This window comes from Streptomyces mauvecolor, assembly GCF_039532965.1.
Classification (GTDB): domain Bacteria; phylum Actinomycetota; class Actinomycetes; order Streptomycetales; family Streptomycetaceae; genus Streptomyces; species Streptomyces violascens.
Window position 1 is genome coordinate 27,686 of record NZ_BAAASQ010000028.1, and the last position, 24,944, is coordinate 52,629.

The 24,944-nt window shown below is 70.3% G+C and carries 24 protein-coding genes and 1 pseudogene; 13 read left to right on the forward strand and 12 right to left on the reverse strand.

Going from position 1 to position 24,944, the window contains the following annotated elements; translation table 11 throughout:
- Nucleotides 1-80 precede the first annotated feature (80 nt).
- The 4 genes and pseudogenes from ABD346_RS31200 to recX form a co-directional block, all read left to right on the forward strand.
- Nucleotides 81-275, forward strand: coding sequence for a DUF3046 domain-containing protein (locus ABD346_RS31200; protein ID WP_053726402.1), 195 nt, complete (start codon nt 81-83; stop codon nt 273-275).
- 135 nt (nt 276-410) lie between these two features.
- Nucleotides 411-1,658, forward strand: coding sequence for an AI-2E family transporter (locus ABD346_RS31205; RefSeq protein ID WP_344379428.1), 1,248 nt, complete (start codon nt 411-413; stop codon nt 1,656-1,658).
- A gap of 246 nt (nt 1,659-1,904) precedes the next feature.
- Nucleotides 1,905-3,026 carry a recombinase RecA gene (recA, locus tag ABD346_RS31210; RefSeq protein ID WP_189969370.1) on the forward strand — a complete coding sequence of 374 codons (1,122 nt, stop codon included), beginning with the start codon at nt 1,905-1,907 and terminating at the stop codon, nt 3,024-3,026.
- Nucleotides 2,981-3,652: pseudogene (gene recX / locus ABD346_RS31215) on the forward strand (recombination regulator RecX); the annotation flags it as partial. The gene recA and the pseudogene recX, both read left to right, overlap by 46 nt.
- Nucleotides 3,653-3,660: 8 nt before the next feature.
- Here recX and ABD346_RS31220 read toward each other — a convergent pair.
- The 8 genes from ABD346_RS31220 to ABD346_RS31250 form a co-directional block, all read right to left on the reverse strand.
- Nucleotides 3,661-4,068 (reverse strand): rhodanese-like domain-containing protein, encoded by a 408-nt coding sequence (locus ABD346_RS31220; RefSeq protein ID WP_344379429.1) that lies wholly within the window; start codon nt 4,066-4,068, stop codon nt 3,661-3,663.
- Entirely contained in the window at nt 4,065-4,592 is a 528-nt protein-coding gene (locus ABD346_RS31225; RefSeq protein ID WP_344379430.1) for a cupin domain-containing protein, read from the reverse strand. Before ABD346_RS31225 ends, ABD346_RS31220 begins: the two co-directional genes overlap by 4 nt.
- Before the next feature lie 126 nt (nt 4,593-4,718).
- Nucleotides 4,719-4,805: a putative leader peptide gene (locus tag ABD346_RS38685; RefSeq protein WP_319285218.1), complete on the reverse strand. Its 87-nt coding sequence runs from the start codon at nt 4,803-4,805 to the stop codon at nt 4,719-4,721.
- 229 nt (nt 4,806-5,034) lie between these two features.
- Nucleotides 5,035-6,711, reverse strand: coding sequence for an FAD-dependent monooxygenase (locus tag ABD346_RS31230; RefSeq protein ID WP_344379431.1), 1,677 nt, complete (start codon nt 6,709-6,711; stop codon nt 5,035-5,037).
- Between the two features lie 143 nt (nt 6,712-6,854).
- Entirely contained in the window at nt 6,855-7,769 is a 915-nt protein-coding gene (locus ABD346_RS31235) for an amino acid ABC transporter permease (protein WP_344379432.1), read from the reverse strand.
- Complete coding sequence (locus ABD346_RS31240) at nt 7,766-8,413, reverse strand: amino acid ABC transporter permease (RefSeq protein ID WP_344379433.1); 648 nt, start codon at nt 8,411-8,413, stop codon at nt 7,766-7,768. The genes ABD346_RS31235 and ABD346_RS31240 overlap by 4 nt, the downstream gene beginning before the upstream one ends.
- Nucleotides 8,414-8,506: 93 nt before the next feature.
- Nucleotides 8,507-9,427 carry a glutamate ABC transporter substrate-binding protein gene (locus ABD346_RS31245; RefSeq protein ID WP_344379434.1) on the reverse strand — a complete coding sequence of 307 codons (921 nt, stop codon included), beginning with the start codon at nt 9,425-9,427 and terminating at the stop codon, nt 8,507-8,509.
- A gap of 112 nt (nt 9,428-9,539) precedes the next feature.
- Nucleotides 9,540-10,325, reverse strand: a complete 786-nt coding sequence (locus ABD346_RS31250; RefSeq protein ID WP_189969384.1) for an amino acid ABC transporter ATP-binding protein — start codon at nt 10,323-10,325, stop codon at nt 9,540-9,542.
- A 294-nt stretch (nt 10,326-10,619) separates the two neighbouring features.
- On the opposite strand from ABD346_RS31250, the gene ABD346_RS31255 reads away from it, so the two are divergent.
- The gene (locus ABD346_RS31255; protein ID WP_189969386.1) at nt 10,620-11,321 is read left to right on the forward strand and encodes a response regulator transcription factor; all 702 of its coding nucleotides are present in this window, start codon (nt 10,620-10,622) and stop codon (nt 11,319-11,321) included.
- 15 nt (nt 11,322-11,336) lie between these two features.
- Entirely contained in the window at nt 11,337-12,740 is a 1,404-nt protein-coding gene (locus ABD346_RS31260; RefSeq protein WP_344379435.1) for a sensor histidine kinase, read from the forward strand.
- Between the two features lie 93 nt (nt 12,741-12,833).
- Here the strand turns inward: ABD346_RS31260 and ABD346_RS31265 are convergent, their stop codons facing one another.
- Entirely contained in the window at nt 12,834-13,829 is a 996-nt protein-coding gene (locus ABD346_RS31265; RefSeq protein WP_344379436.1) for a TAXI family TRAP transporter solute-binding subunit, read from the reverse strand.
- A 69-nt stretch (nt 13,830-13,898) separates the two neighbouring features.
- Between ABD346_RS31265 and miaB the strand changes: the two genes are divergently transcribed.
- Together miaB and ABD346_RS31275 are read left to right on the forward strand one after the other, a co-directional pair.
- Complete coding sequence (gene miaB, locus ABD346_RS31270; RefSeq protein ID WP_344379437.1) at nt 13,899-15,386, forward strand: tRNA (N6-isopentenyl adenosine(37)-C2)-methylthiotransferase MiaB; 1,488 nt, start codon at nt 13,899-13,901, stop codon at nt 15,384-15,386.
- 72 nt (nt 15,387-15,458) lie between these two features.
- A complete protein-coding gene (locus ABD346_RS31275) occupies nt 15,459-16,160 on the forward strand; it encodes a class III extradiol dioxygenase subunit B-like domain-containing protein (RefSeq protein ID WP_344379438.1) in 702 nt (233 codons plus the stop codon).
- Between the two features lie 172 nt (nt 16,161-16,332).
- On the opposite strand, the gene ABD346_RS31280 is transcribed toward ABD346_RS31275, so the two are convergent.
- The 3 genes from ABD346_RS31280 to ABD346_RS31290 form a co-directional block, all read right to left on the reverse strand.
- The gene (locus ABD346_RS31280; RefSeq protein WP_344379439.1) at nt 16,333-17,556 is read right to left on the reverse strand and encodes an IS30 family transposase; all 1,224 of its coding nucleotides are present in this window, start codon (nt 17,554-17,556) and stop codon (nt 16,333-16,335) included.
- A 76-nt stretch (nt 17,557-17,632) separates the two neighbouring features.
- Nucleotides 17,633-17,875 carry an antitoxin gene (locus tag ABD346_RS31285; protein WP_189969398.1) on the reverse strand — a complete coding sequence of 81 codons (243 nt, stop codon included), beginning with the start codon at nt 17,873-17,875 and terminating at the stop codon, nt 17,633-17,635.
- A gap of 20 nt (nt 17,876-17,895) precedes the next feature.
- Nucleotides 17,896-18,180 (reverse strand): hypothetical protein, encoded by a 285-nt coding sequence (locus ABD346_RS31290; RefSeq protein ID WP_344379441.1) that lies wholly within the window; start codon nt 18,178-18,180, stop codon nt 17,896-17,898.
- A gap of 182 nt (nt 18,181-18,362) precedes the next feature.
- Between ABD346_RS31290 and miaA the strand changes: the two genes are divergently transcribed.
- From miaA to ABD346_RS31315, 5 genes are all read left to right on the forward strand, one after another.
- A complete protein-coding gene (gene miaA / locus ABD346_RS31295; protein ID WP_344379443.1) occupies nt 18,363-19,301 on the forward strand; it encodes a tRNA (adenosine(37)-N6)-dimethylallyltransferase MiaA in 939 nt (312 codons plus the stop codon).
- Nucleotides 19,302-19,408: 107 nt separating this feature from the next.
- Entirely contained in the window at nt 19,409-19,987 is a 579-nt protein-coding gene (locus ABD346_RS31300; RefSeq protein WP_381229757.1) for a hypothetical protein, read from the forward strand.
- A gap of 77 nt (nt 19,988-20,064) precedes the next feature.
- On the forward strand, nt 20,065-20,928 hold the full coding sequence (dapF, locus tag ABD346_RS31305; protein WP_344379445.1) for a diaminopimelate epimerase: 864 nt from the start codon (nt 20,065-20,067) through the stop codon (nt 20,926-20,928).
- Nucleotides 20,929-21,135: 207 nt separating this feature from the next.
- Nucleotides 21,136-23,220, forward strand: coding sequence for a RelA/SpoT family protein (locus ABD346_RS31310; RefSeq protein WP_344379446.1), 2,085 nt, complete (start codon nt 21,136-21,138; stop codon nt 23,218-23,220).
- Between the two features lie 75 nt (nt 23,221-23,295).
- Nucleotides 23,296-24,765, forward strand: coding sequence for a M1 family metallopeptidase (locus tag ABD346_RS31315; RefSeq protein WP_344379447.1), 1,470 nt, complete (start codon nt 23,296-23,298; stop codon nt 24,763-24,765).
- Nucleotides 24,766-24,944 lie beyond the last annotated feature (179 nt).

Below are 24,944 nucleotides of genomic sequence, written 5' to 3' on the forward strand. Positions count from 1 at the left end.
GTTTCAGACGGTAGGGCCCACAGAGCCGCGGGCAAGCCCGACCGCCGGGGCTGCACTCTCAGGGGCGGGATACTTGAGTCATGCGGTTGACGATTTTCTGGGAGCGGATGGCCGACCACTTCGGCGCCGGGTACGCGGACTCCTTCGCGCGTGACCATGTGATGACGGAACTGGGCGGGCGCACCGTGCACGAGGCCCTCGACGCGGGCTGGGAGGCGAAGGACGTCTGGCGGGCGGTCTGTGCCGCCATGGACGTGCCCGCGGACAGGCGGTGACGGCGGTCCCTCCGGGGGTGCACGGGGTGGCCGCCTTCGAGTGAAGGGCGAGGTTCCGGATGACGGGGCGGCCCCGCCGGGCGGCCGGAACAGGTTCGGCGGCTCGCTGTCGGACAAGTGGGCGACACTTGCTCCGTGGCACCGACTGATGAGATCAACACCGACGACCGCGCAGCAGACCGGGCGGGCGACCGCGAAGCCGGCCCCGCGGGCGTCCCGCGCGGCGAATCGCCCGCCTCCGGCGAACCCCCGGCGAGCCCTCTGGGGCTCGCCGCCGCACGCATGCCCCGCTGGCTGCCGCGTGCCGTGGTGCTCGTGCTCGCCCTGTACGCCTGTTTCCAGCTGGGCAGCTGGGCCTTCCACCAGCTCATCGGTCTGCTGATCAACATCCTGATCGCGTTCTTCATCGCGCTCGCCATGGAGCCGGCCGTCGGCCGGATGGCTGCCCGCGGAATGCGCCGGGGCATGGCCACGTTCCTGGTGTTCCTCGCCCTGACGATCGCGACGATCGGCTTCGTCGTGCTGCTCGGCTCGATGCTGGCGGGGCAGATCGTCGACATGGTCGAGCAGTTCCCCAAGTACCTCGACTCGGTGATCAACTGGGTCAACCACACGTTCCACACGGAGCTCTCGCGGGTCGAGGTGCGCGACAGCCTGCTGCACTCCGACTGGCTGCAGAAGTACGTCCAGAACAGCGCGACCGGCGTGCTCGACGTCTCCGCGACCGTACTCGGCGGCCTCTTCCGGCTGCTGACGATCTTCCTGTTCTCGTTCTACTTCGCCGCCGACGGGCCACGGCTGCGCCGGGCGATCTGCTCCGTGCTGCCGCCGGCCCGGCAGGCGGAGGTGCTGCGGGCCTGGGAGATCGCGGTCGACAAGACCGGCGGCTACCTCTACTCGCGCGGCCTCATGGCGCTCATCTCCGGCATCGCGCACTACATCCTGCTGCAGATCCTCGGCGTTCCGTACGCCCCGGCGCTGGCGGTCTGGGTGGGCCTGGTCTCCCAGTTCATCCCCACCATCGGCACCTACCTGGCGGGCGCTCTCCCCATGCTGATCGCCTTCACCGTGGACCCCTGGTACGCGGTGTGGGTGCTCGGATTCGTGGTGATCTACCAGCAGTTCGAGAACTACATGCTGCAGCCCAAGCTCACCGCGAGGACCGTGGACATCCATCCCGCCGTCGCCTTCGGCTCGGTGATCGCGGGCACCGCTCTCATGGGCGCGGTCGGCGCCCTCATCGCCATCCCGGCGGTCGCGACCCTGCAGGCGTTCCTCGGCGCCTACGTGAAGCGGTACGACGTGACGGACGACCCGCGCGTGCACGGCAGGCACCAGCCGCGCGGCCAGGGCTCCGCGGTGGTGCCCGAGACGACGCCGTAGGCTGGAATTTCCTATTTGCCGTGATTGTCGGGCGGGCGGGAACGAAGCGCTCCGCCGCGTGTGGTGCGCTTGACAGCAAAATCGAACATCCATTCTCATGGGAGTCCGGCCCTGTGTTTGCACGGGTTCCACCGCGTTTCCGGTGGAGTTATCCACAGGCTGGAAGGACGTCGGGGCCCATTGTCAGTGGCAGGGGTTAGCGTCTTTGACGTGAAGCGATCGACTCAAGCAAATCGGGTGGAACCCATGGCAGGAACTGACCGCGAGAAGGCGCTCGACGCCGCACTCGCACAGATTGAACGGCAATTCGGCAAGGGCGCGGTGATGCGCCTGGGCGAGCGGCCGAATGAGCCCATCGAGGTCATCCCCACCGGGTCGACCGCGCTCGACGTGGCGCTCGGCGTCGGCGGCCTGCCGCGCGGCCGTGTGGTGGAGGTGTACGGCCCGGAGTCCTCCGGCAAGACGACCCTGACGCTGCACGCGGTGGCCAACGCCCAGAAGGCCGGCGGCGCGGTGGCCTTCGTGGACGCCGAGCACGCCCTCGACCCCGAGTACGCGAAGAAGCTCGGCGTCGACATCGACAACCTGATCCTGTCGCAGCCGGACAACGGCGAGCAGGCGCTGGAGATCGTCGACATGCTGGTCCGCTCCGGCGCGCTCGACCTGATCGTCATCGACTCCGTGGCGGCCCTGGTGCCGCGCGCGGAAATCGAGGGCGAGATGGGTGACTCGCACGTGGGTCTGCAGGCCCGCCTGATGAGCCAGGCACTCCGGAAGATCACCAGCGCGCTCAACCAGTCGAAGACCACCGCGATCTTCATCAACCAGCTCCGCGAGAAGATCGGAGTGATGTTCGGCTCGCCGGAGACCACGACCGGTGGCCGCGCGCTGAAGTTCTACGCCTCGGTACGTCTCGACATCCGCCGGATCGAGACGCTCAAGGACGGCACGGACGCGGTCGGCAACCGCACCCGCGTCAAGGTCGTCAAGAACAAGGTCGCGCCGCCCTTCAAGCAGGCCGAGTTCGACATCCTGTACGGCCAGGGCATCAGCCGCGAGGGCGGCCTGATCGACATGGGCGTCGAGCACGGCTTCGTCCGCAAGGCGGGCGCCTGGTACACGTACGAGGGCGACCAGCTGGGCCAGGGCAAGGAGAACGCCCGCAACTTCCTGAAGGACAACCCCGACCTCGCCAACGAGATCGAGAAGAAGATCAAGGAGAAGCTGGGCGTCGGTGTCCGTCCGGAGGAGCCGACGGCCGAGCCCGGCAAGGACGCCGCCGAGACCGCCCCGGCGGCTGACGCAGCCGCGGTTCCGGCCCCGGCCACCAAGGCCAAGACGGCCAAGGCCGCCGCTGCCAAGAGCTAGCGGTGACCCGCAGGACCGAATGGGCCGACCCCGAGGAGCGGGGCCCCGAGCGGGCCCGCTCCCGGCGGGGCGGCCCCAATGGAGCGGGCGACGGCACCGACTCGTCGAGGGCCGAGAAGGAGCCGCCGCCGCAGGACCCGGCTGAGCGGGCGCGGGCCATCTGCCTGCGCCTGCTCACCGGGACGCCCCGGACCCGCAAACAGCTCGCCGACGCCCTCAAGAAGCGGGAGATCCCCGACGAGGTCTCCGAAGAGGTCCTCTCCCGCTTCGAGGAAGTCGGACTGATCAACGACGCGGCGTTCGCCGACGCATGGGTGGAGTCCCGCCACCACGGGCGCGGGCTCGCCCGCCGCGCGCTGGCACGCGAACTGCGCACCAAGGGCGTGGACTCCACGGTCATCGACGAGGCCGTCGGCCAGCTCGACTCCGACCAGGAGGAGGAGACCGCGCGCGAACTCGTGGCGCGCAAACTCCGCTCCACCCGCGGCCTCGACCGCGACCGCCGGATCCGCCGCCTCGCCGGCATGCTCGCCCGCAAGGGCTACCCGGAGGGCATGGCCCTCAGAGTGGTCCGCCAGGCACTGGAGCAGGAGGGCGAAAACGCGGACGACCTGTACGAGATGTGAGCAGCCGGTCAGCCGGCGGGGGCCGTGACCGGCAGCCCCGCCGTGCGCCACGCCTGGAAGCCGCCGACCAGATCGGTCGCCCGGTGCAGTCCCAGCTGCCGCAGCGACACTGCCGCGAGGGACGACGCGTACCCCTCATTGCAGATCACCACCACCCGCAGATCGTGGCCGGTCGCCTCGGCGGCGCGATGGCTGCCCTGCGGATCGAGCCGCCACTCCAGCTCGTTGCGCTCGACCACCAGGGCGCCAGGAATCAGTCCGTCCCTGTCACGAAGCGCCGCATACCGGATGTCCACCAGGAGCGCCCCGCCGGTGGCCTCGGCGAAGGCCTCCTCGGCCGTCACCCGGTCCAGACCGGCCCTGGCCTGGTCGAGGAGGTCGTCGATCCCCACCGGTCGCGTACGTTCCGCGCTCACTGCCAGTCCTCCGGACGCTCGACCTGCTCGATACGGAGCACCGCGCCCGACCGGCTGTAACGCCGGATCAGAGGCAGCGGCGGATAGTAGGCATGCACCGAGATCGCATGCTCGGCCCCGGACTCGTTCCGTACCTCGTGCACATGATGCGGCCCGAAGGCCCGGCCACTTCCCGGCCTCAACTGCCTTGAACGGTCGATGTCTTCGGCGAGTTCCAGGGTCCTCCAGCCCTCGGTGGGCAGGCGGGCTGCCAGCGAGTCCTCACGCAGCGCGCCGGCCGCGGTGGCGAAGGCGCCGTGGGAACCGCCGTGATCGTGCCAGCCCGTACCCGTGCCGGGCGGCCAGCCGATGAGCCAGGCCTCGCTGCCGCCCGGCCCGTCGAGCCGAATCCAGGTGCGCCCCTCGGCGTCGAGGGGCAGCGAGGCGACCAGCGCGGAGTCCGCGGCGGTACGGAGGGCGAAGTCGAGCAGGTCCGCCTCGGTCGGCGCGGAGCCGGATCCGGGCGAGGAGGCGGGAGCGGGCACGGAGGCAGTGACAGATGTGCTTACTGAGAGAGACACGGGGGACCGTCCTGAGAGAGTTCGCGAAGGCGCGCGTACGGCAGACCGCGCCTCAAGGGCGCGGCGGTACGGCGCAAAGGGAAAGGCGAATCAGCAGGACGGACGACACACGCAGCCCGCATAGCGGACGAGGTCCATATGGACCCTCCGCCACAGGCGCACATTGGTGTCGGTCACGTTCCGGAGTAGACCATGTGCGCCTGCGTCGGTCAATCGGTGTTCAGATGGCGGATCACGGCTGGCGGTTCACGGACGGCGGCCGGTAGGTCGCCGACGACGCGCGGACACCCGGCGTCAGCCGCCAGCCGACGGATCACGGATGGCCGACGGATCACGGCTGACAGATTTCGGCCGACGGATTTCAGGCAGCCAACGTCGGACAACAGCTGACAGACATCACTTGATGTCAGCCGTCCGCCCCTCGGCCCCCCGCAACCCCCGCCGCAGCCCCCGCCCCCGCGACCCCCGCATCCGCACCCCCGGCACCCGAACTCCCAGCCCCCACACCCGGCTCGCCTCCCCCGGCCTCCCCCCGCACCGCCTCCGCCGCGGCGTACAACTGCGCGGGCTGCACCCCGTTGAACGCGGCGGCCAGGTGCCCGTCGGGGCGTACGAGGAGGACGGCGTGGGCGGGAGCGCCGGGGTAGTCCTCGGCGACCAGGAGTTCTGCGTCCAGCGGCAGCGCCGACACCGCGGCGGCCAGGCGGGGCATGACCCCGGCCGTGAGCCAGTGGCGCCGGTCCCAGACGCCGGTGCCCGGGGCGACAAGCACGACCAGGAGCCTGCCCTTGCCGAGCCGGTCCCGCAGGGACACGGTCGCGCCGTCGGGGGCCGTGACGCAGATATCGGCGGCCGGTGCGCCCAGCCCCGTGCCCACCGGGATGTGCGACTCGGTGTACGGAGGTGTGAGGGGGGAGTGCGGGTACGCGGGGGGCGCGCCGAGCGGTCCCCGACCCACATGGCCGTCGGCCACCAGGGCGTCGTGGCCGCGGGCGGTCCCCGGGATCCAGCCGCGCAGCCCCGCACCGCCGCGCAGAATGGGCAACGACTGGTCGGCCGTGCGCAGCCGGGCCGCCACCGCCGAGCGCCGTTCCGTCTGATAGCTGTCCAGGAGCACCTCCGACGCCCCGTGATGCCAGGCCCGGGCCAGCTTCCAGGCGAGGTTCTGGGCGTCCCGCAGACCCTCGTCCAGGGCCTGCGTGCCGAGCGCGCCCAGCAGATGCGCCGCGTCCCCCGAGAGGAACGCGCGGCGCACCCGCCAGCGCCGGGCCAGGCGGTGATGCACGGTGTGGACGCCGGTGTCGAGGAGTTCGTACGGCGGTGTCGAACCGCACCAGCCTGCGAGGGTGTCCCGGACGCGGCCCAACAGGGCGTCGGGCGTGACCAGTTCGGCGCGCGGCGGAAGCAGCCAGTCGAGCCGCCAGACGCCGTCCTGGAGGGGGCGGGCCGTCACCTCGTCGCCACTGGCCCGCCAGGGCGGCAGCCGGTGCAGCAACGCCTCGCCCGGCCACGGGAGTTCGGTACGCAGGGCCACAACCGCCTGGCGCTCCACCGCCGTACGTCCGGCGAAACGGATGTCGAGGAGCTTGCGGACGGTGGAGCGGGCGCCGTCGCAGCCCACCGCGTAGCTGCCGCGCCACCAAGTCCCGCCGGGGCCCGAGGTGTGGACGGAGACGCCCTCCGCGTCCTGTTCCAGCGTGTCCAGGCGGCTGTCCGGGACGACCCGTACGAGACCGGACGCGGCAACGGCGTCGCGCAGCCCTCGGGTCAGGGCGTGCTGCGGGATGTGCACCGGCGAGGGGACTTCGGCAGGGGACTCGCCGAACCCGACGCGGCGCACCAGCTGACCGCGCCTCATGGACCGCCAGGCCACCCAGCGCGCACCCTCGTCGCGCACCGTCGTACAGCCGAGGCCCGTCACGAACGAGGCGATGTCCGGGCGCAGTACGGCCGTGCGGACCGGGCGGGGCTCGTCCTTGCCCGGGCCCTCGTCGAGGACGACGGACGGCACGCCCTGGGCCGCCAGCGAGAGGGCCAGCGCCAGTCCCACCGGACCGGCGCCGACGACGATCACCGGGTCCACGGCGCGGCTCCCGAGGCGGGTCGGGACGGCTTGCAGGTGGCGCGGGGAACCCGGTGCACGATCACAGAACGTATGCAACCCACTGCGCGTGCTTGCGTCAAGTGACGGAGGCAGCGACGCGAACGTCACCGCCTCCTGCGCCGTCAGTTCGTCGTAGCAGGAGCCACGTCGGAACCATCGGTCCCTTCGGCGGCGAGAACCGCGCCCGGTCCGGCGGCCGTGATCGGGGCTGCGGCCGCCCCCATGGTGATGCCGGTCTTCGCCCGGCGCCCGCGCTTCTCGATCCAGGTCGCGAGCGCCGAGAGCAGCAGACACATCGCCACATAGATGGAGCCGATGACCACAATGGTCGAGACGTACGGGTACTGGCCGTTGACCTGGGTGTTGCTCGCGATCAGACGCGCCGTCTGGAGCAGCTCCGGGTACAGGATGATGAAGCCGAGCGACGTGTCCTTGAGGGTGACGACGAGCTGGCTGATGATCGTCGGCAGCATCGCCCGGACGGCCTGCGGCATGAGCACGCTCATCATGACCTGCGATTTGCTCATGCCCAGCGCGTACGCCGCCTCGCGCTGCCCCTTGGGCACGGAGTTGACGCCCGCGCGGAGCACCTCCGCCTGCACACAGCCGTTGTAGATCGACAGGCCCAGGGCCAGCGCCCACATCGAGTAGTCGGTGAGGAAGCCGACCCAGACCGCGTAGATCGTGATGAGCAGCGGGATGGAACGGAACAGCTCGATGAAGGCGGTGGCCGCCCAGCGGACCGGCTTGTGGTCGGAGAGCCGGGCCACCGCCAGCACCACACCGAGCACCAGCGAGCCGACGGCGGCGAGGCCGAACGCCTTGAGGGTGGCGAGCACCGCGTCGGCGATGTTCTGCCGGATGCCCGCGTAGTTGAAGATGTCCCACATCGCGTAGTCGAGGTTGCCCTTGTCCGCGAGACGGACGATCGCGAGGGCGATCAGCGCGATCAGCGCGAGGGAGCCGACGACGGCGTAGATCCGGTTGCGTACGACGGCCTTGGGGCCGGGGGCGTCGTAGAGAACGCTGGCACTCATCGGGCGACCTCCATGCGGCGCTCAAGAAGGCGGAAGAGACCACTCATCGCGAAGGTGACGATCAGATAGCCGAGCGCGACCCAGATGAAGACGGGAACGATGTCGTACCCGTCCTCGCTCAGCAGCTTCTGCCAGCCGAACAGTTCGGTGACGCTGAAGGCGCCGGCGATCGCCGAGTTCTTGGTGAGCGCGATGAAGATCGAGCTCAGCGGCGGGATGACCGTTCGGGTGGCCTGCGGCAGCACGATCATGCGCAGCGTCTGCGTGAAGCTCATGCCGATCGAACGGGCCGCCTCGGCCTGCCCCAGCGGCACCGTGCTGATGCCGGACCTCACGGCCTCGCAGACGAACGACGCCGTATAGAAGCCGAGCGCGAGCGAACCGAGCAGGAACGGGCTCATGCCGGGGAAGAAGATCTCCGGCACGACGAAGAAGAAGACCAGGAAGAGCAGCGTCAGCGGGGTGTTGCGCAGCAGCGTCACCCAGGCGGTGCCGAAGAAGCGCAGCGGCGGCACGGGGGAGACCCGGAAACCGGCGAGCAGCAGTCCGAGGACCAGGGCGATGACCGAACTGACGGCGGTGATCTCCACAGTGCCTATGAAGCCGTCGCGGAACTCCGCGAAATGGTCGAGCAGTACGTTCATGAGGTCTCCGCGTCGGCGGGCAGCGGCTGGGGGATCGGGCGGTGCGGGGGCGTGGCGCCCCGTACGAAGTACGGGGCGCGTCAGCGGCGTCGATCAGTAGCGGACGACGGCCGGCGGGGCCTGGTAGTTGGAGCCGGACAGGCCGAGCGTGGCGTCGTAGATCTTCTTGTAGGTGCCGTCCTGCTCGTGCTTCTCGATCGAGGCGTTGATGAAGTCGCGCAGCGTCTTGTCGTCCTTGTTCATGCCGATGCCGTACGGCTCCTCGGTGAACGGCTTGCCGACGACGCGGAGCTTGCCGGAGTTCTTGGCGGCGTAGCCCTTGAGGATCGCGTCATCGGTGGTGACGGCGTCGACCTGCTTGGACAGGAGCTGCTGCACGCAGTCCGAGTACTTCGACAGCTCGACGACGGACGCGCCGTACTCGGGCTTCTTGATCTCCTGGAGCGGCGTGGAGCCGACGATCGAGCAGACCTTCTTGCCCTTGACGGAGTCCTTGCCGTTGATCGAGGTGTCGTCCTTGCGGACGAGCAGGTCGGCGCCGGCCTTGTAGTACGGACCCGCGAAGCCCACCTGCTTCTTGCGCTTGTCGTTGATCGTGTAGGTGCCGACGTAGTAGTCGACCTGGCCCTTGGAGATCGCGGTCTCGCGGACACCGGAGTCGACGGTCTTCCACTCGATCTGGTCGGGCTTGAAGCCCAGGTCGGCGGCGACCATCTTGGCGATCTCGACGTCGAAGCCGGAGCGCTCCTTGGTCGACTGGTCCTCGAAGCCGAGGTAGGGCTGGTCGGCCTTGGAACCGATGACCAGCTTGCCGCGCGCCTTTGCCGCCTTGAAGGTCGGCGAGTCAAGGGTGACATTCGAGGCGACGGTGTACGTCGGGAGCTGCGGCGCGCCGCTGGAGCCCGGCTGGGCGGACTGCTTGTCACCGGCGGAGCCGGACTTGCCGCCACAGGCGGTCGCGGTCAGGGCGAGCGCGGCGATCGCCGCGACGGCGGCGGACTTGCGGAGCATCATGGCGAACATTCCTTGCGTCGTTGGTCGTTGGTCGTCATCGGTCGGCCGACAAGTGTCCGCCCGATGCCAACCATCGGGCGGGACAGGCCAGTTGATTGTCGGACAGCTCTCGTCAGTGGTGCAGGATCTTCGACAGGAAGTCCTTGGCCCGGTCGCTGCGCGGGTTGCTGAAGAACTGGTCCGGCGTGGCCTCTTCGACGATCCTGCCGTCGGCCATGAAGACGACCCGGTTCGCGGCGGAGCGGGCGAAGCCCATCTCGTGGGTGACGACGACCATCGTCATCCCGTCCCGCGCCAGCTGCTGCATGACTTCGAGGACCTCGTTGATCATCTCGGGGTCGAGCGCCGACGTGGGCTCGTCGAAGAGCATCACCTTCGGGTCCATCGCCAACGCCCGTGCGATCGCGACGCGTTGCTGCTGACCGCCCGAGAGCTGCGCCGGGTACTTGTCGGCCTGGGTGCCCACGCCGACCCGGTCGAGCAGGGCGCGGGCCTTCTGCTCGGCGGCCTGCTTGTCGGCCTTGCGGACCTTCACCTGGCCCAGCATGACGTTCTCGAGCACCGTCTTGTGCGCGAAGAGGTTGAACGACTGGAAGACCATGCCGACATCGGCACGCAGCCGCGCCAGCTCCCTGCCCTCCTGGGGCAGCGGCCTGCCGTCGATCGAGATCGCCCCGGAATCGATCGTCTCCAGGCGGTTGATGGTGCGGCACAGCGTGGACTTCCCGGACCCTGAGGGCCCGATGACGACGACGACCTCGCCACGGGCGATGGTCAGGTCGATGTCCTGGAGCACATGCAGCGCGCCGAAGTGCTTGTTGACGTTGCTCAGCACGACCAGGTCACCCGACGCGGGTACGGCGTCCTCGGTCCCCTTGGCCACTGATACTCCGCTCATCGGCTTCTTGCTCCGTCCTCCTCGGTTGGGGAGGAACGTAGTGGTGAGTTGTGACCAGCGTCATTACATCTGAGCGGAACTTGAGCATAACGATCCGGTTGCGTGGAAGCACTCTGGGTGAGCGTGCACCCCGGCCCAATACCGGCTCCGTAACGGATGGTGCGCAGGGGCGGGCGCCCCCTTGACCAGAGTGGCGACCATGGGCGTGGATTCGGGGGTACATGCCGTGATGCGGCCGATGAACATCGCATGCCGAAGGCCCGAAGGGCCGGGGCACATCCAGGGAGGGGGGCCATGAGACTGCTGCTCGTCGAGGACGACGACCACGTCGCCGCCGCCCTGTCCGCCGTGCTGTCCAAGCACGGTTTCGAGGTGAAGCACGCGCGCAACGGTGAAGAGGCGCTGCAGGCGCTTCTTCCTGACGACCGCTGTGCCAAACCACCCTTCGGGGTGGTCCTGCTCGACCTCGGGCTGCCCGACCAGGACGGCTACGAGGTCTGCGGCAAGATCCGCAAGCGCACCTCCATCCCGGTGATCATGGTGACGGCACGCGCCGACGTACGCTCGCGCATCCACGGGCTGAACCTGGGCGCCGACGACTACGTGGTCAAGCCGTACGACACCGGCGAACTCATCGCCCGTATCCACGCGGTCATCCGGCGCCCGCCGCCGGGTGCGCGGCCCGAATCGGCCGAGGCCGAGCTGAGCCTCGGCCGCGTACAGATCGAGCTTCCCACCCGCCGGGTCAGCGTCGACGGCGAGAGCGTGCAGCTGACCCGCAAGGAGTTCGACCTGCTCGCGCTCCTGGCCCAGCGTCCGGGCGTCGTCTTCCGCCGGGAACAGATCATCAGCGAGGTGTGGCGCACCAGTTGGGAAGGGACCGGCCGCACCCTCGAAGTGCACGTCGCCTCCCTGCGCTCCAAGCTGCGCATGCCGGCACTGATCGAGACCGTGCGCGGCGTCGGCTACCGGCTCGTCGCGCCGGCCGCCCTCTGAGACCCGAGAAGCCCGGTGCGCACCCGACTTCTCCCGCTGCTCATCTTCCTGCTCGCGCTCGTCCTGGTCGCGTTCGGCTTCCCGCTCGCGCTGAGCGTGGCCCACGCCCAGCAGCAGCGGGTGGTCGTCGACCGCATCGACGACACCGCGCGCTTCGCGGCCCTTGCCCAGTTCGTCACGGCCACCGACGGCAACGACACCAACAGCGCGGAACGGCTGACCACCCTGGAGGAGGAACTCACCCGCTATTCGACCCTGTACGGGATCAGGGCGGGCGTCTTCTTCCGCAACGGCACCGCCATGGCCAGCGCCCCCACGGGCTGGACCGTGCCCGCCAAGGGCGAGGGCTACATGGCCTTCCACGAGGCGCTCGCAGGCCGCCGCAGCCACGACCCGGCCCAGGTGTGGCCGTGGCAGCGCGGCCGCCTCGTGGTGGCCTCACCGGTCGTCCGCGAGGGCGACGTGATCGCGGTCGTGGTCACCGACTCGCCCACCGGCAGCATGCGTTCGAGCACCCTGCACGGCTGGCTCCTCATCGCGGCCGGCGAACTGGCGGCCATGCTGCTGGCGGTCGGCGCCGCTTTCCGGCTGACCGGCTGGGTGCTCAGGCCCGTACGCGTCCTGGACGCCGTCACCCACGACATCGCGACCGGCCGCATGAAATCACGCGTCGCCGCTGCCGGCGGGCCCCCGGAACTCAGAAGGCTGGCCCACTCGTTCAACGAGATGGCCGACAACGTCGAAGAGGTGCTCGAGCAGCAGCGCGCCTTCGTCGCCGACGCCTCGCACCAACTGCGCAACCCGCTGTCCGCCCTGCTGCTGCGCATCGAGCTCCTCGCGCTCGAACTCCCCGAAGGGAACGAGGAGATCGCCTCGGTACGCACCGAGGGCAAGCGCCTCGCCCAGGTGCTCGACGACCTCCTGGGTCTGGCGCTGGCCGAGCATGCCGCGGCCGACCTCCAGCTCACCGACGTGGGGGCGCTCGTGGCGGAGCGGGTCGCCGCGTGGCGGCCGCTCGCCGAGGACCAGGGCGTACGGCTGATCGCGGACGGCTCGGCCGCCACCACAGGCTGGGCGGACCCGGTGGCGCTGTCCAGCGCGCTGGACGCCGTGATCGACAACGCGCTGAAGTTCACCCCCGAGGGCGAGGACGTGCTGGTCACCGTCGCCGTCGACGGCCCTCGGGCCACCGTGACGGTGACCGACCGGGGCCCGGGCCTCACCGACGAGGAACTGAGCCGCATCGGCGACCGCTTCTGGCGGGCGGGCCGCCACCAGAACGTCAAGGGCTCCGGCCTCGGCCTCTCCATCTCCCGCGCCCTGCTCGCGGCCGGCGGCGGAACCATCGCCTACGCCCACCACACCCCGCACGGCCTGCGCGTGACGGTCACCGTGCCGCGGACGCAACCGGGGGCCTGACGGCTGACGGCTGACAGCTTCTGGCTTTCGGCCTTCGGCCTTCGGCTTTCGGTTTTCAAAGTTCAGCGGTCGGATTCTGACCGCTGTCAGCCGTCAGGGCTTGACCGACCGGTAGTAGTCGCGCGCCCCGTCGTGCAACGGCAGCGGATCCGTATAGATCGCCGTCCGAAGATCCACCAGCTGCGCCGCGTGGACCTCACGGCCGATGCGGTCGCGGCTGTTTATCACCGTGCGGGTGAAGCCCTCGGTCAGTGCCGCGTTCGTGCGGTCCGTGGTGACCAGCAGGTTCGCCACGGCGATCGTCGGCACCGGAACACCCCGCTGTGCCTTCGGGTAGGCGTCGGCCGGCATGGTCGCCGCCCGGTAGTAGCCGGTGCTGCCGTCCGCCTTGTGCAGGGCCGACACCAGGTCGGCGAGCGGGACCAGGCGGATCGGGTACGCCTCGGACAGCTTGAGGACGGCGTTGGTCGGCAGCCCCCCGGACCAGAAGAACGCGTCGATCTGCTTGTTCCGCAGCAGGTCGGGCATGGTGTCGATGCCCGCGGGGATGGGCGTGATGTCCTTCTGCGGGTTCAGCCCGGCAGCCGGCAGGAGCCGGTCGGCGAGCAGCCGGACCCCGGAACCGTCCTGTCCGACGGCGACCCGCTTGCCGCGCAGATCCGCGACCGAGCGCACGGGCGAGTCCTGGGGCACCACCAGCTGCACGTAGTCGTCGTACAGCCGCGCACACCCGCGCAGCCGGTCCGCGCCGGGCCTGTGGTCCTTGCGGAACTTGTCGACGGAGTCCGCCGTGGCGATGGTGAAGTCGGAGATGCCGTCGGCCAGGCGCTGGAGGTTCTGCTGCGACCCCTGGCTCGTGCGGAGATTGACGTGGACGTCCGGCAGATCAGTGGTCAGCGCCTGCTGGAGCAGCTCGCCGTAACGCTGGTAGACCCCGGTGCGTACGCCCGTACTGAAGTCGATGTTTCCCGCGGGCGACCGGCTGCCGAACGGCACCAGCCACCACAGGAGCAGCCCGACGGCCACGACGGCGGCCGCGGACCCTTGCAGGACGCGGCGTCGGCCGGGCCGGGACAGAGCGGGGAGCATGGCTGGATCCTGCCAGTTCATCGCCCGCGAGGACCAGGGGGTGGCGGGCCCCGTACCCTGGTGTACGAGATGAGTGCGAAGACCTACGAGGTGCGCACCTACGGGTGCCAGATGAACGTCCACGACTCCGAGCGGCTGTCCGGCCTCCTTGAGGGGGCCGGTTATGTCCGCGCGCCCGAGGGCGCCGACGGTGATGCCGATGTCGTCGTCTTCAACACCTGCGCGGTGCGGGAGAACGCCGACAACAAGCTGTACGGCAATCTCGGCAGGCTCGCCCCGATGAAGACGAAGCGGCCCGGCATGCAGATCGCCGTGGGTGGCTGCCTCGCCCAGAAGGACCGCGACACCATCGTGCAGCGGGCCCCCTGGGTCGATGTCGTCTTCGGGACGCACAACATCGGCAAGCTGCCGGTGCTCCTGGAGCGCGCCCGCATCCAGGAGGAGGCGCAGGTCGAGATCGCCGAATCCCTGGAGGCGTTCCCGTCCACGCTGCCGACCCGCCGCGAGTCCGCGTACGCGGCCTGGGTGTCCATCTCGGTGGGCTGCAACAACACGTGCACCTTCTGCATCGTCCCGGCGCTGCGCGGCAAGGAGAAGGACCGCCGCCCCGGCGACATCCTGGCCGAGATCGAGGCGCTGGTCGGCGAGGGCGTCTCCGAGATCACGCTGCTCGGGCAGAACGTCAACGCCTACGGTTCGGACATCGGCGACCGCGAGGCCTTCAGCAAGCTGCTGCGGGCCTGCGGGAACATCGAGGGCCTGGAGCGGGTCCGCTTCACCTCGCCACACCCGCGTGACTTCACGGACGACGTGATCGCCGCCATGGCCGAGACCCCGAACGTGATGCCGCAGCTCCACATGCCGCTGCAGTCCGGCTCGGACACGGTGCTCAAGGCGATGCGCCGCTCGTACCGGCAGGAGCGTTTCCTCGGGATCATCGAGAAGGTGCGCGCCGCCATTCCGCACGCCGCCATCTCCACCGACATCATCGTGGGCTTCCCCGGCGAGACCGAGGAGGACTTCGAGCAGACCATGCACACGGTCCGCGAGGCCCGCTTCGCGAACGCGTTCACTTTCCAGTACTCCAAGCGCCCCGGAACTCCGGCGGCGACCATGGACGGACAGATCCCCAAGGATGTCGTCCAGGACCGCTACATGCGCCTGTCCGCCCTCCAGGAGGAGATCTCCTGGGAGGAGAACAAGAAGCAGGTCGGCCGCGTTCTGGAGGTCATGGTCGCCGAGGGCGAGGGCCGCAAGGACGGCTCCACCCAGCGTCTGTCCGGCCGCGCCCCCGACAACCGCCTGGTCCACTTCACCAAGCCGGACCAGGACGTGCGCCCGGGCGACGTGGTGACCGTCGAGATCACCTACGCGGCCCCGCACCACCTGCTCGCCGAGGGCCCGACGACCTCGGTGCGCCGCACCCGCGCCGGCGACGCCTGGGAGAAGCGCAACGCGGCGCCCGCCGAGAAGCCGGCCGGTGTGATGCTCGGCCTGCCGTCGATCGGCGCCCCGGCACCGCTGCCGGAGCCCACGGGCGGCTGCTCGGTCCTCTGAGCCCGCACGGTCCCTGCCGCCCGGATCCGGGCGGCAGGGCCGGGCCTCCGGAACGGGGCTAGGCTGCGGATCATGCTCGTAGCCGCCGCTGTCTGCCCCTGCCCGCCCCTCCTGGTGCCCGAGGTCGCCTCCGGCGCCGCGCCGGAACTGGACGCGGCCCGCGACGCCTGCGCCGACGCCGTCGGCGTGCTCGCCGCGTCCCGGCCCGACCTCCTGGTCGTCGTCGGTTCGGCGGAGCACGGAGGCACCTTCCGGCAGGGGGCGGCCGGCTCGTTCGCCGGGTACGGCGTGGACGTCTCCGTTCGCCTCGGGCCGGGCGAACCCGGGGGACAGCAGCTCCCGTTGTCGCTCACGGTCGGCGCCTGGCTCCTGGAGCGGGCCGGCTGGGCGGACGTCCCCGTCGAGGGGCTCGCCGTCGCCGAGCAGCTGGAACCGGGAGCCTGCGTCGGCACGGGAGAGGACCTCGCCGCCAGGGCCGCCCGGGTCGCCCTGCTCGTCATGGGCGATGGCAGCGCCTGCCGCACCCTCAAGGCGCCCGGCTACCTGGACGAGCGCGCCGCGAGCTTCGACGAGGTCGCGTCCGCCGCCCTCGGCGCCGCCGACACGGCCACCCTGATGGGCCTGGACGACCGGCTGGCGTACGAGCTGAAGGTGGCCGGACGCGCGCCCTGGCAGGTGCTCGCCGGCGCGGGCAGCGACGCCGGTCTTGCCGGGCGGCTCCTCTACGAGGACGCGCCTTACGGAGTCGGCTACTTCGTCGGCGTCTGGTCCTGAAACCTGGAGATCTCCTGAAACCCGGAGATCTCCTGAAACCCGGAGATCTCCTGGAACACGGAGCTCTCCTGAAACCCGGAGTTCAAAGAACCCGGAGTCCGGAAGAGGCACGGCGGAGGGCCGTGGAGCAGTGGGCGGTTTCTAGCGGTCGTTGCAACACGTGGTTGGTTGTCTAGGCCGTGAGCAGTTTGTGCAGGCGCTCGGCTGGGGTTTCCCAGCCGAGCGTTTTGCGTGGGCGTCGGTTGAGCTGTTCGGCGACGGCGGTCAGGCGCTCTGGGGTGTGGGCCGACAGGTCGGTGCCTTTGGGAAAGTACTGTCGCAGCAGGCCGTTTGTGTTCTCGTTCGAGCCGCGCTGCCAGGGGCTGGCTGGGTCGCAGAAGTAGACCGGGATGTCGGTGGCGAGGGTGAACTCGGCATGCCGGGCCATCTCGCTGCCCTGGTCCCAGGTCAGGGACCGCGTGAGGTGCGCGGGCAGGGTCTGGACGGTGGCTGTCAGTGCGTCGAGGACGGCCTGGGCTCCGTGGTCGCCCGGCAGGTGTAGGAGCATCACGTAGCGCGTGGCACGTTCGACCAGGGTCCCGATCGCGGACTTCCCGTCCTTGCCGATGATCAGATCGCCCTCCCAGTGGCCGGGCACCGCCCGGTCCCCGACTTCGGCAGGCCGTTCGCTGATCATCACCATGGGTGTGGTGAAGCGCGGCTGACGGAAGCCGGCCTGCCGCTGGGGCCTGCGGCGGGCACGGCCGCTGCGCAGGGCGCCGGCGAGTTCACGTCGCAGCTGTCCCCGCCCTTGGACGTAGAGCGCTTGGTAGACGGTCTCGTGGACCACGTGCATCTCCGGCCGGTCGGGGAACCTCCGCCGCAGAGCCTGGCATATCTGCTCCGGGCTCCACTTCTCGTCCAGCATTGCCTGGACAGCCTCCCGCAGCTCGGGGTTCTCGTCGATCTTGCGGGGCTTAGGGCGGGGTCGGCGGGCATCGGCACGGGCCTGGGCGGCGTGCGGGCGGTAGTGCCACCGGCCGCGGAGGCCCATGGTGTGGTTGCGGCGGATCTCCCGGCTGACCGTGGACGGGCTGCGGCCCGGTTCGGCGGCGATCGCCCGCACGGTGGCCTTCTCCCGCAGCCGGTCGGCGATGTGGATCCGCTCGTCCTCGCGCAGGTACCTGGACGTGCCGGAAGGCGGCCCCACCGCACGTATCGGTGGTGCCGCCTTCTGCCGTCCGTAAGCGCTGCGGCCGTTGAGCCACTTTCGGCCCGTGCGATCACTGACGCCGACGACCCGGCATGCCTCGGCGTTGCTGAAGCCCTGCTGCATGAGCCGGGAGTATGCCGCCCGCTCCCGGCTCAGCTTCACAGGCCCCTGAGCCGTCCGGACCCTACGGATCTCGAAATCCATCGCACCCCTTGAACTGGGGTGTTGCAACGACTCCTAGAACCCAAGGGCTGCTCCACGGCCCTCCGGCGCGCGTGGTTCAGGAAGTGGACGCGGGCGGCGTGCCGCCACCGTCCTTGTGGGAGATGCGGTCCAGGGCTTCCTTGGCCTTTCCCGTACCCGACTGGATCTTGTCGCTGTACTTGCCCTTGGTCTTTTCGTCGACCAGCTTGGCGGCCTTGTCCAGGCCGTGGTCGATCTTGTCCCCGTGCTGCTGCGCGAGGTCCGAGACCTTGTCCTTGGCCGGGGCCAGCTTGGCTTTCAAAGTGTCCAGGAAACCCATGGGGCACCTTCCCTCGGGGACTACTTGCGGGCGCTTTCGCCGGCCTCGCTGTCCGCCGCTTCCTCAGCCGACTGCTGCTTGGGGATCTCGACCCCCTCCGCGGCACCGGACTCCGCGGACTCCGCCGCCTCTGTCTCCTCCGCGGCCTCGGACACCTCGGAAGCCTCGGCGGCCGGGCGGTCCGCCGAGGTACCGGTGTCACCCTCGGCCTCCGGCTCCGCCGTCGGCGTGGCGGCCTTCACTTCCTCGGTCGACTCCGCGACAGCCACATCGGCCTTACGGCGAAACCTTGAAAAAACGCCCATATCTACTCCATAGCGTACTCGTGTGGGCGAAATCCCGCGCCAAGCGGAGCGCCTCATTGCGTCGCCCGGCGGCACCGGTCAACAAACCGGCGCTCGGAACCTCGCAACAGGCAACGAACCCAGCCGCGCCCCGTCACGTAGCTCGTTCGAGGAGGGCCGAGGAGGTTTGCGAGACTGTGACCGTGAGAAGTGCAGCTCCCGCACCGCGGGTCATCGCCGTCGTCGGCCCGACAGCGGCCGGAAAGTCCGATCTGGGCGTCTTCCTCGCCCAGCAACTGGGCGGCGAGGTCGTCAACGCCGACTCCATGCAGCTCTACCGGGGGATGGACATCGGTACCGCCAAGCTGACGCTCGACGAGCGCGGCGGAATCCCGCACCACCTTCTGGACATCTGGGACGTGACGGAACCGGCCAACGTCGCCACGTACCAAAAGCTCGCCCGGGCCGAGATCGACCGGCTGCTCGCCGAGGGGCGCACCCCCGTCCTCGTCGGCGGATCCGGACTCTATGTGCGCGGAGCGATCGACGTGCTCGACTTCCCGGGCACCGACCCCGAGGTGCGGGCCCGCCTGGAGAGCGAGCTGGAGGCGCAGGGCCCCGGCGCCCTGCACGTCCGCCTCGCGGCCGCCGACCCCGAGGCGGCCCGCGTGATCCTGCCCAGCAACGGCCGCCGGATCGTCCGCGCCCTCGAAGTGATCGAGATCACCGGCCGGCCGTTCACGGCCAATCTCCCCACCCATGAGTCGGTGTACGACACCGTGCAGATCGGCGTCGACGTCGGCCGCCCCGAGCTCGACGAGCGGATCACCCTGCGCGTCGACCGGATGTGGGAGGCGGGGCTGATCGACGAAGTGCGCGCCCTGGAGGAAAGCGGACTGCGTGAGGGGCGCACCGCCTCACGGGCGCTCGGCTACCAGCAGGTTCTCGCGGCGTTCGCCGGCGAGTGCACCGAGGACGAGGCGCGCGCCGAGACCGTGCGCGCCACCAAGCGCTTCGCACGCCGCCAGGACTCCTGGTTTCGACGCGACCGGCGCGTCCACTGGTTGAGCGGCGCCATGGATCACCGTGGGGAACTCCCGCACCAGGCGCTGGCGTTGGTCGAACGAGCGGTTACAGCCTGATCACGTGATGGCATCGGGACGCTCCGCCGGTCATTGCGCCACTCTTGCGCGTGCCATCATCAATCGTCGATCGACCAGTGGAGTCCGAGTTGGGAGGGCGCGTGGCGATGGAGGCCGGCCCTCGAGACAGAGAGCAAGGATCGCGGGACGACACCGCGCGCCAGGGCTCGACGGACCACGGTTCAGCGGCACCGAACTGCGCGCAAGCGGAATCCGCCGAAGGCGCGGACGACACCGTGCGCGCCGCGGAAGCGACTTCGTCCGCGCTGGGTTCCGCGGTGCTCGGCGCCTCGGGGCTGAGCCCCGACGGGCCGGAGGACGGCTCCGTGGGAGCGGTCTCCGACGGCGGTGAGGTCGAGGTCGAACTGCGCCCCCAGCGCCGGTTGAGGATCTGGCAGCTCGCCCCCATCGTGATGCTCGCGGCGCTCGGCTCGCTCATGTTCGCCTTCCCCCTGGCCTTCGAGTTCGGCGACGGCGGCCCGGTCGTGGCCATGCTCGGACTCCTCATCAGCTGCTGTGCCGCGGGCTGGGGCATGATGGCCGCGCGCCGCGTCGGCCACACCTGGCCGGGGCTGCCCACCCGGGGCTCCAGGGAGCGCCCGGACTGGCGGGTCCTCGCCCTGTACGTGGGTGTCGCCGGTCTGCTCGTCGCGCTCGCGGTCTGGCGCGTGGCCCGGCTCCGCTGAGCCCGTCCCGGATCAGGAACCGCAGTTCAGGACCACCGTCCCGGCCCGCTGTCGGTGCGTCCCCGTACGATTGGCGCGTGAACACTTCGCCGATCGCCTTCCTCAAGGGCCACGGGACCGAGAACGACTTCGTGATCGTCCCCGACCCGGACAACGCCCTCGACCTGCCCGCGTCCGCCGTCGCCAGGCTCTGCGACCGCCGGGCCGGAATCGGCGGCGACGGCCTGCTCCACGTGGTGCGCAGCGCGGCCCACCCCGAGGCGAAGGCCATGGCCGGCGAGGCCGAATGGTTCATGGACTACCGCAACGGCGACGGCTCGATCGCCGAGATGTGCGGCAACGGAGTGCGCGTCTTCGCCGGCTACCTGGAGCGCGCGGGGCTCGTCGAGGAGGGCGACCTGGCCGTCGCCACCCGCGGCGGGATCAAGAAGGTGCACATCTCCAAGGGCGGTGAGATCACCGTCTCCATGGGGCGCGCCCTGCTCCCCGAGGCCGGAGTCACGGTCAGTGTGGACGGCCGCAGCTGGCCCGCGCGCAACGTGAACATGGGCAACCCGCACGCGGTCGCGTTCGTGGCCGACCTGGAGCACGCGGGAGAGCTGCGCTCGGTGCCCCCGTTCAGCCCGGCGGAGGTCTACCCGGACGGTGTGAACATCGAGTTCGTCGTGGACCGCGGCCCCGCGCACGTCGCGATGCGGGTGCACGAGCGGGGCGCGGGCGAGACCCGCTCCTGCGGCACCGGCGCCTGCGCGGTCGCCGTCGCCGCCGCACGCAGGGACGGGGTGGACCCGGCGGTCACCGGCACCCCGGCGACGTACACCGTCGACCTTCCCGGCGGCACCCTGGTCATCACCGAGCACCCGGACGGTGAGATCGAGATGACCGGGCCCGCCGTGATCGTCGCCGAGGGCGTCATCGACCCCTCGCTGCTGGCCGTCTGAGCCACTCTCCGGAGAAGTTCGCCGACCATGATCGGCCCGGTCCGGGCTCGAAACAGCTGTGTCCTGAACCTTCGCTCGAATGGGTGATCCGTTTCACGCTGAGCGAGAGCGGGACTGCGCCACGTGGTGGGGTCGGTAGCATCAAGCACCGGTCCGGAGGGGCACGCCGGTCCCTCCACCACCGGTCGATGCTGCCGGAGGTGCCCCATGAGTGCAGAGGCCACAAATCCTGGTGCTCAGAGCCGCCGACGCGGCCGCCCCCGGATCGACCTCCGTCGGCTCGGCCGCGCGGCACTGCTCGGTCCGGTCTCCCGGGACCGGCTGCCCGACGCCATCGGCCATGTGGCCGACGCGCACCGGGCCCATCATCCCGACGCCGATCTGGCCGTGCTGCACCGGGCGTACGTCCTCGCCGAAACGTCCCACCGCGGCCAGTTCCGCAAGAGTGGCGAGCCCTACATCACGCATCCGCTCGCCGTGACGCTGATCCTCGCCGAACTGGGCGCCGAGACCACCACCTTGACCGCGTCCCTCCTCCACGACACCGTCGAGGACACCGAAGTGACGCTCGATCAGGTGCGAGCGGAATTCGGCGAGGAAGTCACCTATCTGGTGGACGGCGTCACCAAACTGGAAAAGGTCGACTACGGAGCCGCGGCCGAACCGGAGACCTTCCGCAAGATGCTGGTCGCCACCGGCGACGACGTACGCGTGATGTCGATCAAACTCGCCGACCGGCTGCACAACATGCGCACCCTCGGCGTGATGCGGCCCGAGAAACAGGCCCGGATCGCCAAGGTCACCAGGGACGTTCTGATCCCGCTGGCCGAACGCCTCGGTGTGCAGGCCCTCAAGTCCGAACTGGAGGACCTGGTCTTCGCGATCCTGCACCCCGAGGAGTACGAGCGCACCCGGATCCTCATCGCGGCCAACTCCGGCACCGTCGACCCGCTCACCGGCATCGCCGACGGCGTGCGCGGGGTGCTGCGCGAGGCCGGGATCAGCGCCGAAGTCCTCATCCGGCCGCGCCACTTCGTCTCCGTGCACCGGGTGCAGCTCAAGCGCGGCGAACTGCGCGGAAGCGACTTCGGCCGGCTGCTCGTGCTGGTCGCCGAGGACGCCGACTGCTACGCGGTCCTGGGTGAACTGCACACCTGTTTCACGCCGGTCGTCTCCGAGTTCAAGGACTTCATCGCCTCGCCCAAGTTCAACCTGTACCAGTCGCTGCACACGGCGGTCGTCGGCCCGGGCGGCGAGGTCGCCGAAGTTCTCATCCGTACGCACCAGATGCACAAGGTCGCCGAGGCCGGCGTCGTGGCCCTCGGCAACCCCTATGCGGGCGGCCCCGGCGACGGTGCGCAGCAGGCGGGCGACGAACGCGAGGACCCCACCAGGCCCGGCTGGCTCTCCCGGCTCCTCGACTGGCAGCAGAACGCCCCCGACCCCGACACCTTCTGGTCCTCCCTGCGCGAGGAACTGGCAGGGGACAGCGAGATCACGGTCTTCTGCGCCGACGGCCACACCCTGGTCCTGCCGGCCGGCGCGAGCTGCGTGGACGCCGCGTACGCGCAGTACGGCGACGACGCCCACAGCTGCATCGGCGCACGCGTCAACGGCCGCCTGGCGACGCTCAGTACGGTCCTGAACGACGGCGACACCGTGCAGCCCCTGCTGGCCCAGGACGCCACCTCCGGCCCCGCCTCCGACTGGCTCGACCACGCCAGGACCCCGGCCGCGCGGATCGCGATCAGCGGCTGGCTGGCGGTCAACCCGGAGGGCGTCAAGGTGCCGGCCGCGGCGCCCCGGCCGCAGGTCAACGTCCCGGCCGACCGGCGGGCTGCCGCCAACGCGGTGACCGACCTGCCCGATGTGACGGTACGTCTCGCCGGCTGCTGCACCCCCGTGCCGCCCGATGTGGTCACCGGGTTCTCGGTACGCGGGGCGGCGGTGACCGTGCACCGTCAGGAGTGTCCGGCCGTCGCCCGGATGAAGGCCGTGGGGCGCGCACCGGTGGAGGTGCGCTGGGGGGACGCCGCGGAGTGCAGGGTCACCCTGGTCGCCGAGGCCTTCGGCCGGCCCCGGCTGCTCGCCGACCTCACGGAAGCCATCGCCACTGCCGACGCGGCCATCGTCTCGGCCACGGTGGAACCCCCCAGCGAACAGCGGGTCCGCCACACCTACACGCTCCAACTCCCGGACGCCGCAGGGCTGCCCGCCCTGATGCGGGCCATGCGCGACGTCGCGGGGGTGTACGACGTGAGCCGGGCGCAGCATCCGGCCGCCGCGGGGTGAGCAACACACCCTCGTTCGAGTGGCCCTCATGCGAGTCGGCTGACCCGGAGCCGATCACGCTGGTAGCCGTAGGGCATGCCGCTCACCCCCCGCCGCCCCCGTTCCCGCCGACTGCGTGCCGTGCTGCTTGCCGCGGCCGCGGCATCCGTGGTCGCCGCGGCCCTGCCCGCCCCGGTGCCGCTGGGGATCGGGGATCCCCTGTTCCCGCATCTGGGAAACCCCGGGTACGACGTGCTCTCGTACGACATCGGGTTCACCTATCTGGGTGATAACAGCAAGCCGATGGAGGCCGTCACCACCATCGATGCCACGGCCACCGACAATCTGGACCGGATCAATCTCGACTTCGCCCGGGGCACGGTGCACACGGTCGAGGTCAACGGGCAGCCGGCGGAGTTCGCCACCGCCGACGAGGACCTGGTGGTCACTCCGCAGAGCCCTGTCCACGCCGGCGAGCCCGTGCGGATCACCGTGCGGCACACCAGCGACCCGAAGGCGGCGCTCGACGGCGGCTGGGTGCGTACCACCGACGGCCTGGTGATGGCCAACCAGGCCGATGCCGCCCACCGCGTGTTCCCCTGCAACGACCACCCCTCCGACAAGGCGTTCTTCACCTTCCACGTGGCCGCCCCGGCAGATGTGACGGTGGTCGCCAACGGGCTGCCGACCGAGCGGGAGCGCCGCGGCGCCAGCATCGTCTCCACCTACCGCAGCAGGCACCCCATGGCGACCGAGCTGGCCCAGGTGTCCATCGGGCACTCAGCGGTGCTGCACCGGGAGGGGCCGCACGGGCTCCCCATCCGCGACGTGGTCCCGGCCGCCGACAAGGCCGCGCTGGAGCCCTGGCTGAAGAGGACGCCCGGGCACATCGCGTGGATGGAGCGGCAGGTCGGGCGGTACCCGTTCGAGACGTACGGAGTGCTGATCGCCAGCGCCGACACCGGTTTCGAGCTGGAGACGCAGACCCTGACCCTGTTCGAGCGGTCGTTGTTCGTGCGGCCGGAGTTCACCGACTGGTACGTGGACTCGGTCATGGTGCACGAGCTGGCGCACCACTGGTTCGGCGACAGCGTCTCGCCCCGAGGCTGGGCGGACCTCTGGCTGAACGAGGGGCACGCCACGTGGTACGAGGCGAGGTACGCCGACGAAGTGGGCAAGAAGCGGTCCATGGAGCAGCGGATGAAGGCCGCCTACGCGCTGTCCGACGGCTGGCGCGCCGCCGGCGGGCCGCCCGCCGCACCCAGGGCCTCCGCCCCCGGGCAGAAGATCGGGATCTTCCGGCCGATCGTCTACGACGGCAGCGCCCTCGTCCTGTACGCCCTCCGCGAGGAGATCGGTCCGCGGGCCTTCGACCGCCTGGAGCGACGCTGGGTGCGGGACCACCGGGACTCCACCGCCACGACCGCCGACTTCTCCGCCCTGGCCTCCCGGATCGCGGGGCGTGACCTGTCCGGCTTCTTCAACGCGTGGCTGTACGGGGAGAAGACGCCGCCGATGCCCGGCCACCCGGACTGGCACACCCAGAAACCGACGAAGCACGCCTGACCGGCCACCGGGGCCCAGGCCGGCCGGGGCAGGCCCAGGGCCGGAAAACCGGGGTGACGGCCCTGGAGGCACCGTGCGACCATCGTTCACGTCGGCGGCGCTGCCAGGGCCGGATTCCGTGCGGGAATCATTCGGACCCATTACGCGTTGTGACCGACACAGCCGGAATTCCCTCGGGG

Excerpts from the sequence above, each read along its gene's own strand:
- ABD346_RS31240 (WP_344379433.1), bottom strand. The coding sequence starts at position 8,413 with ATGAACGTACTGCTCGACCATTTCGCGGAGTTCCGCGACGGCTTCATA.
- ABD346_RS31285 (WP_189969398.1), bottom strand. The coding sequence starts at position 17,875 with ATGGGTTTCCTGGACACTTTGAAAGCCAAGCTGGCCCCGGCCAAGGAC.
- recA (WP_189969370.1), top strand. The coding sequence starts at position 1,905 with ATGGCAGGAACTGACCGCGAGAAGGCGCTCGACGCCGCACTCGCACAG.
- ABD346_RS31315 (WP_344379447.1), top strand. The coding sequence starts at position 23,296 with ATGCCGCTCACCCCCCGCCGCCCCCGTTCCCGCCGACTGCGTGCCGTG.
- ABD346_RS31200 (WP_053726402.1), top strand. The coding sequence starts at position 81 with ATGCGGTTGACGATTTTCTGGGAGCGGATGGCCGACCACTTCGGCGCC.
- ABD346_RS31300 (WP_381229757.1), top strand. The coding sequence starts at position 19,409 with ATGGAGGCCGGCCCTCGAGACAGAGAGCAAGGATCGCGGGACGACACC.
- ABD346_RS31265 (WP_344379436.1), bottom strand. The coding sequence starts at position 13,829 with ATGCTCCCCGCTCTGTCCCGGCCCGGCCGACGCCGCGTCCTGCAAGGG.
- ABD346_RS31275 (WP_344379438.1), top strand. The coding sequence starts at position 15,459 with ATGCTCGTAGCCGCCGCTGTCTGCCCCTGCCCGCCCCTCCTGGTGCCC.
- ABD346_RS31255 (WP_189969386.1), top strand. The coding sequence starts at position 10,620 with ATGAGACTGCTGCTCGTCGAGGACGACGACCACGTCGCCGCCGCCCTG.
- ABD346_RS31310 (WP_344379446.1), top strand. The coding sequence starts at position 21,136 with ATGAGTGCAGAGGCCACAAATCCTGGTGCTCAGAGCCGCCGACGCGGC.
- ABD346_RS31235 (WP_344379432.1), bottom strand. The coding sequence starts at position 7,769 with ATGAGTGCCAGCGTTCTCTACGACGCCCCCGGCCCCAAGGCCGTCGTA.
- miaB (WP_344379437.1), top strand. The coding sequence starts at position 13,899 with ATGAGTGCGAAGACCTACGAGGTGCGCACCTACGGGTGCCAGATGAAC.
- ABD346_RS31290 (WP_344379441.1), bottom strand. The coding sequence starts at position 18,180 with ATGGGCGTTTTTTCAAGGTTTCGCCGTAAGGCCGATGTGGCTGTCGCG.
- ABD346_RS31245 (WP_344379434.1), bottom strand. The coding sequence starts at position 9,427 with ATGATGCTCCGCAAGTCCGCCGCCGTCGCGGCGATCGCCGCGCTCGCC.
- ABD346_RS31280 (WP_344379439.1), bottom strand. The coding sequence starts at position 17,556 with ATGGATTTCGAGATCCGTAGGGTCCGGACGGCTCAGGGGCCTGTGAAG.
- ABD346_RS31250 (WP_189969384.1), bottom strand. The coding sequence starts at position 10,325 with ATGAGCGGAGTATCAGTGGCCAAGGGGACCGAGGACGCCGTACCCGCG.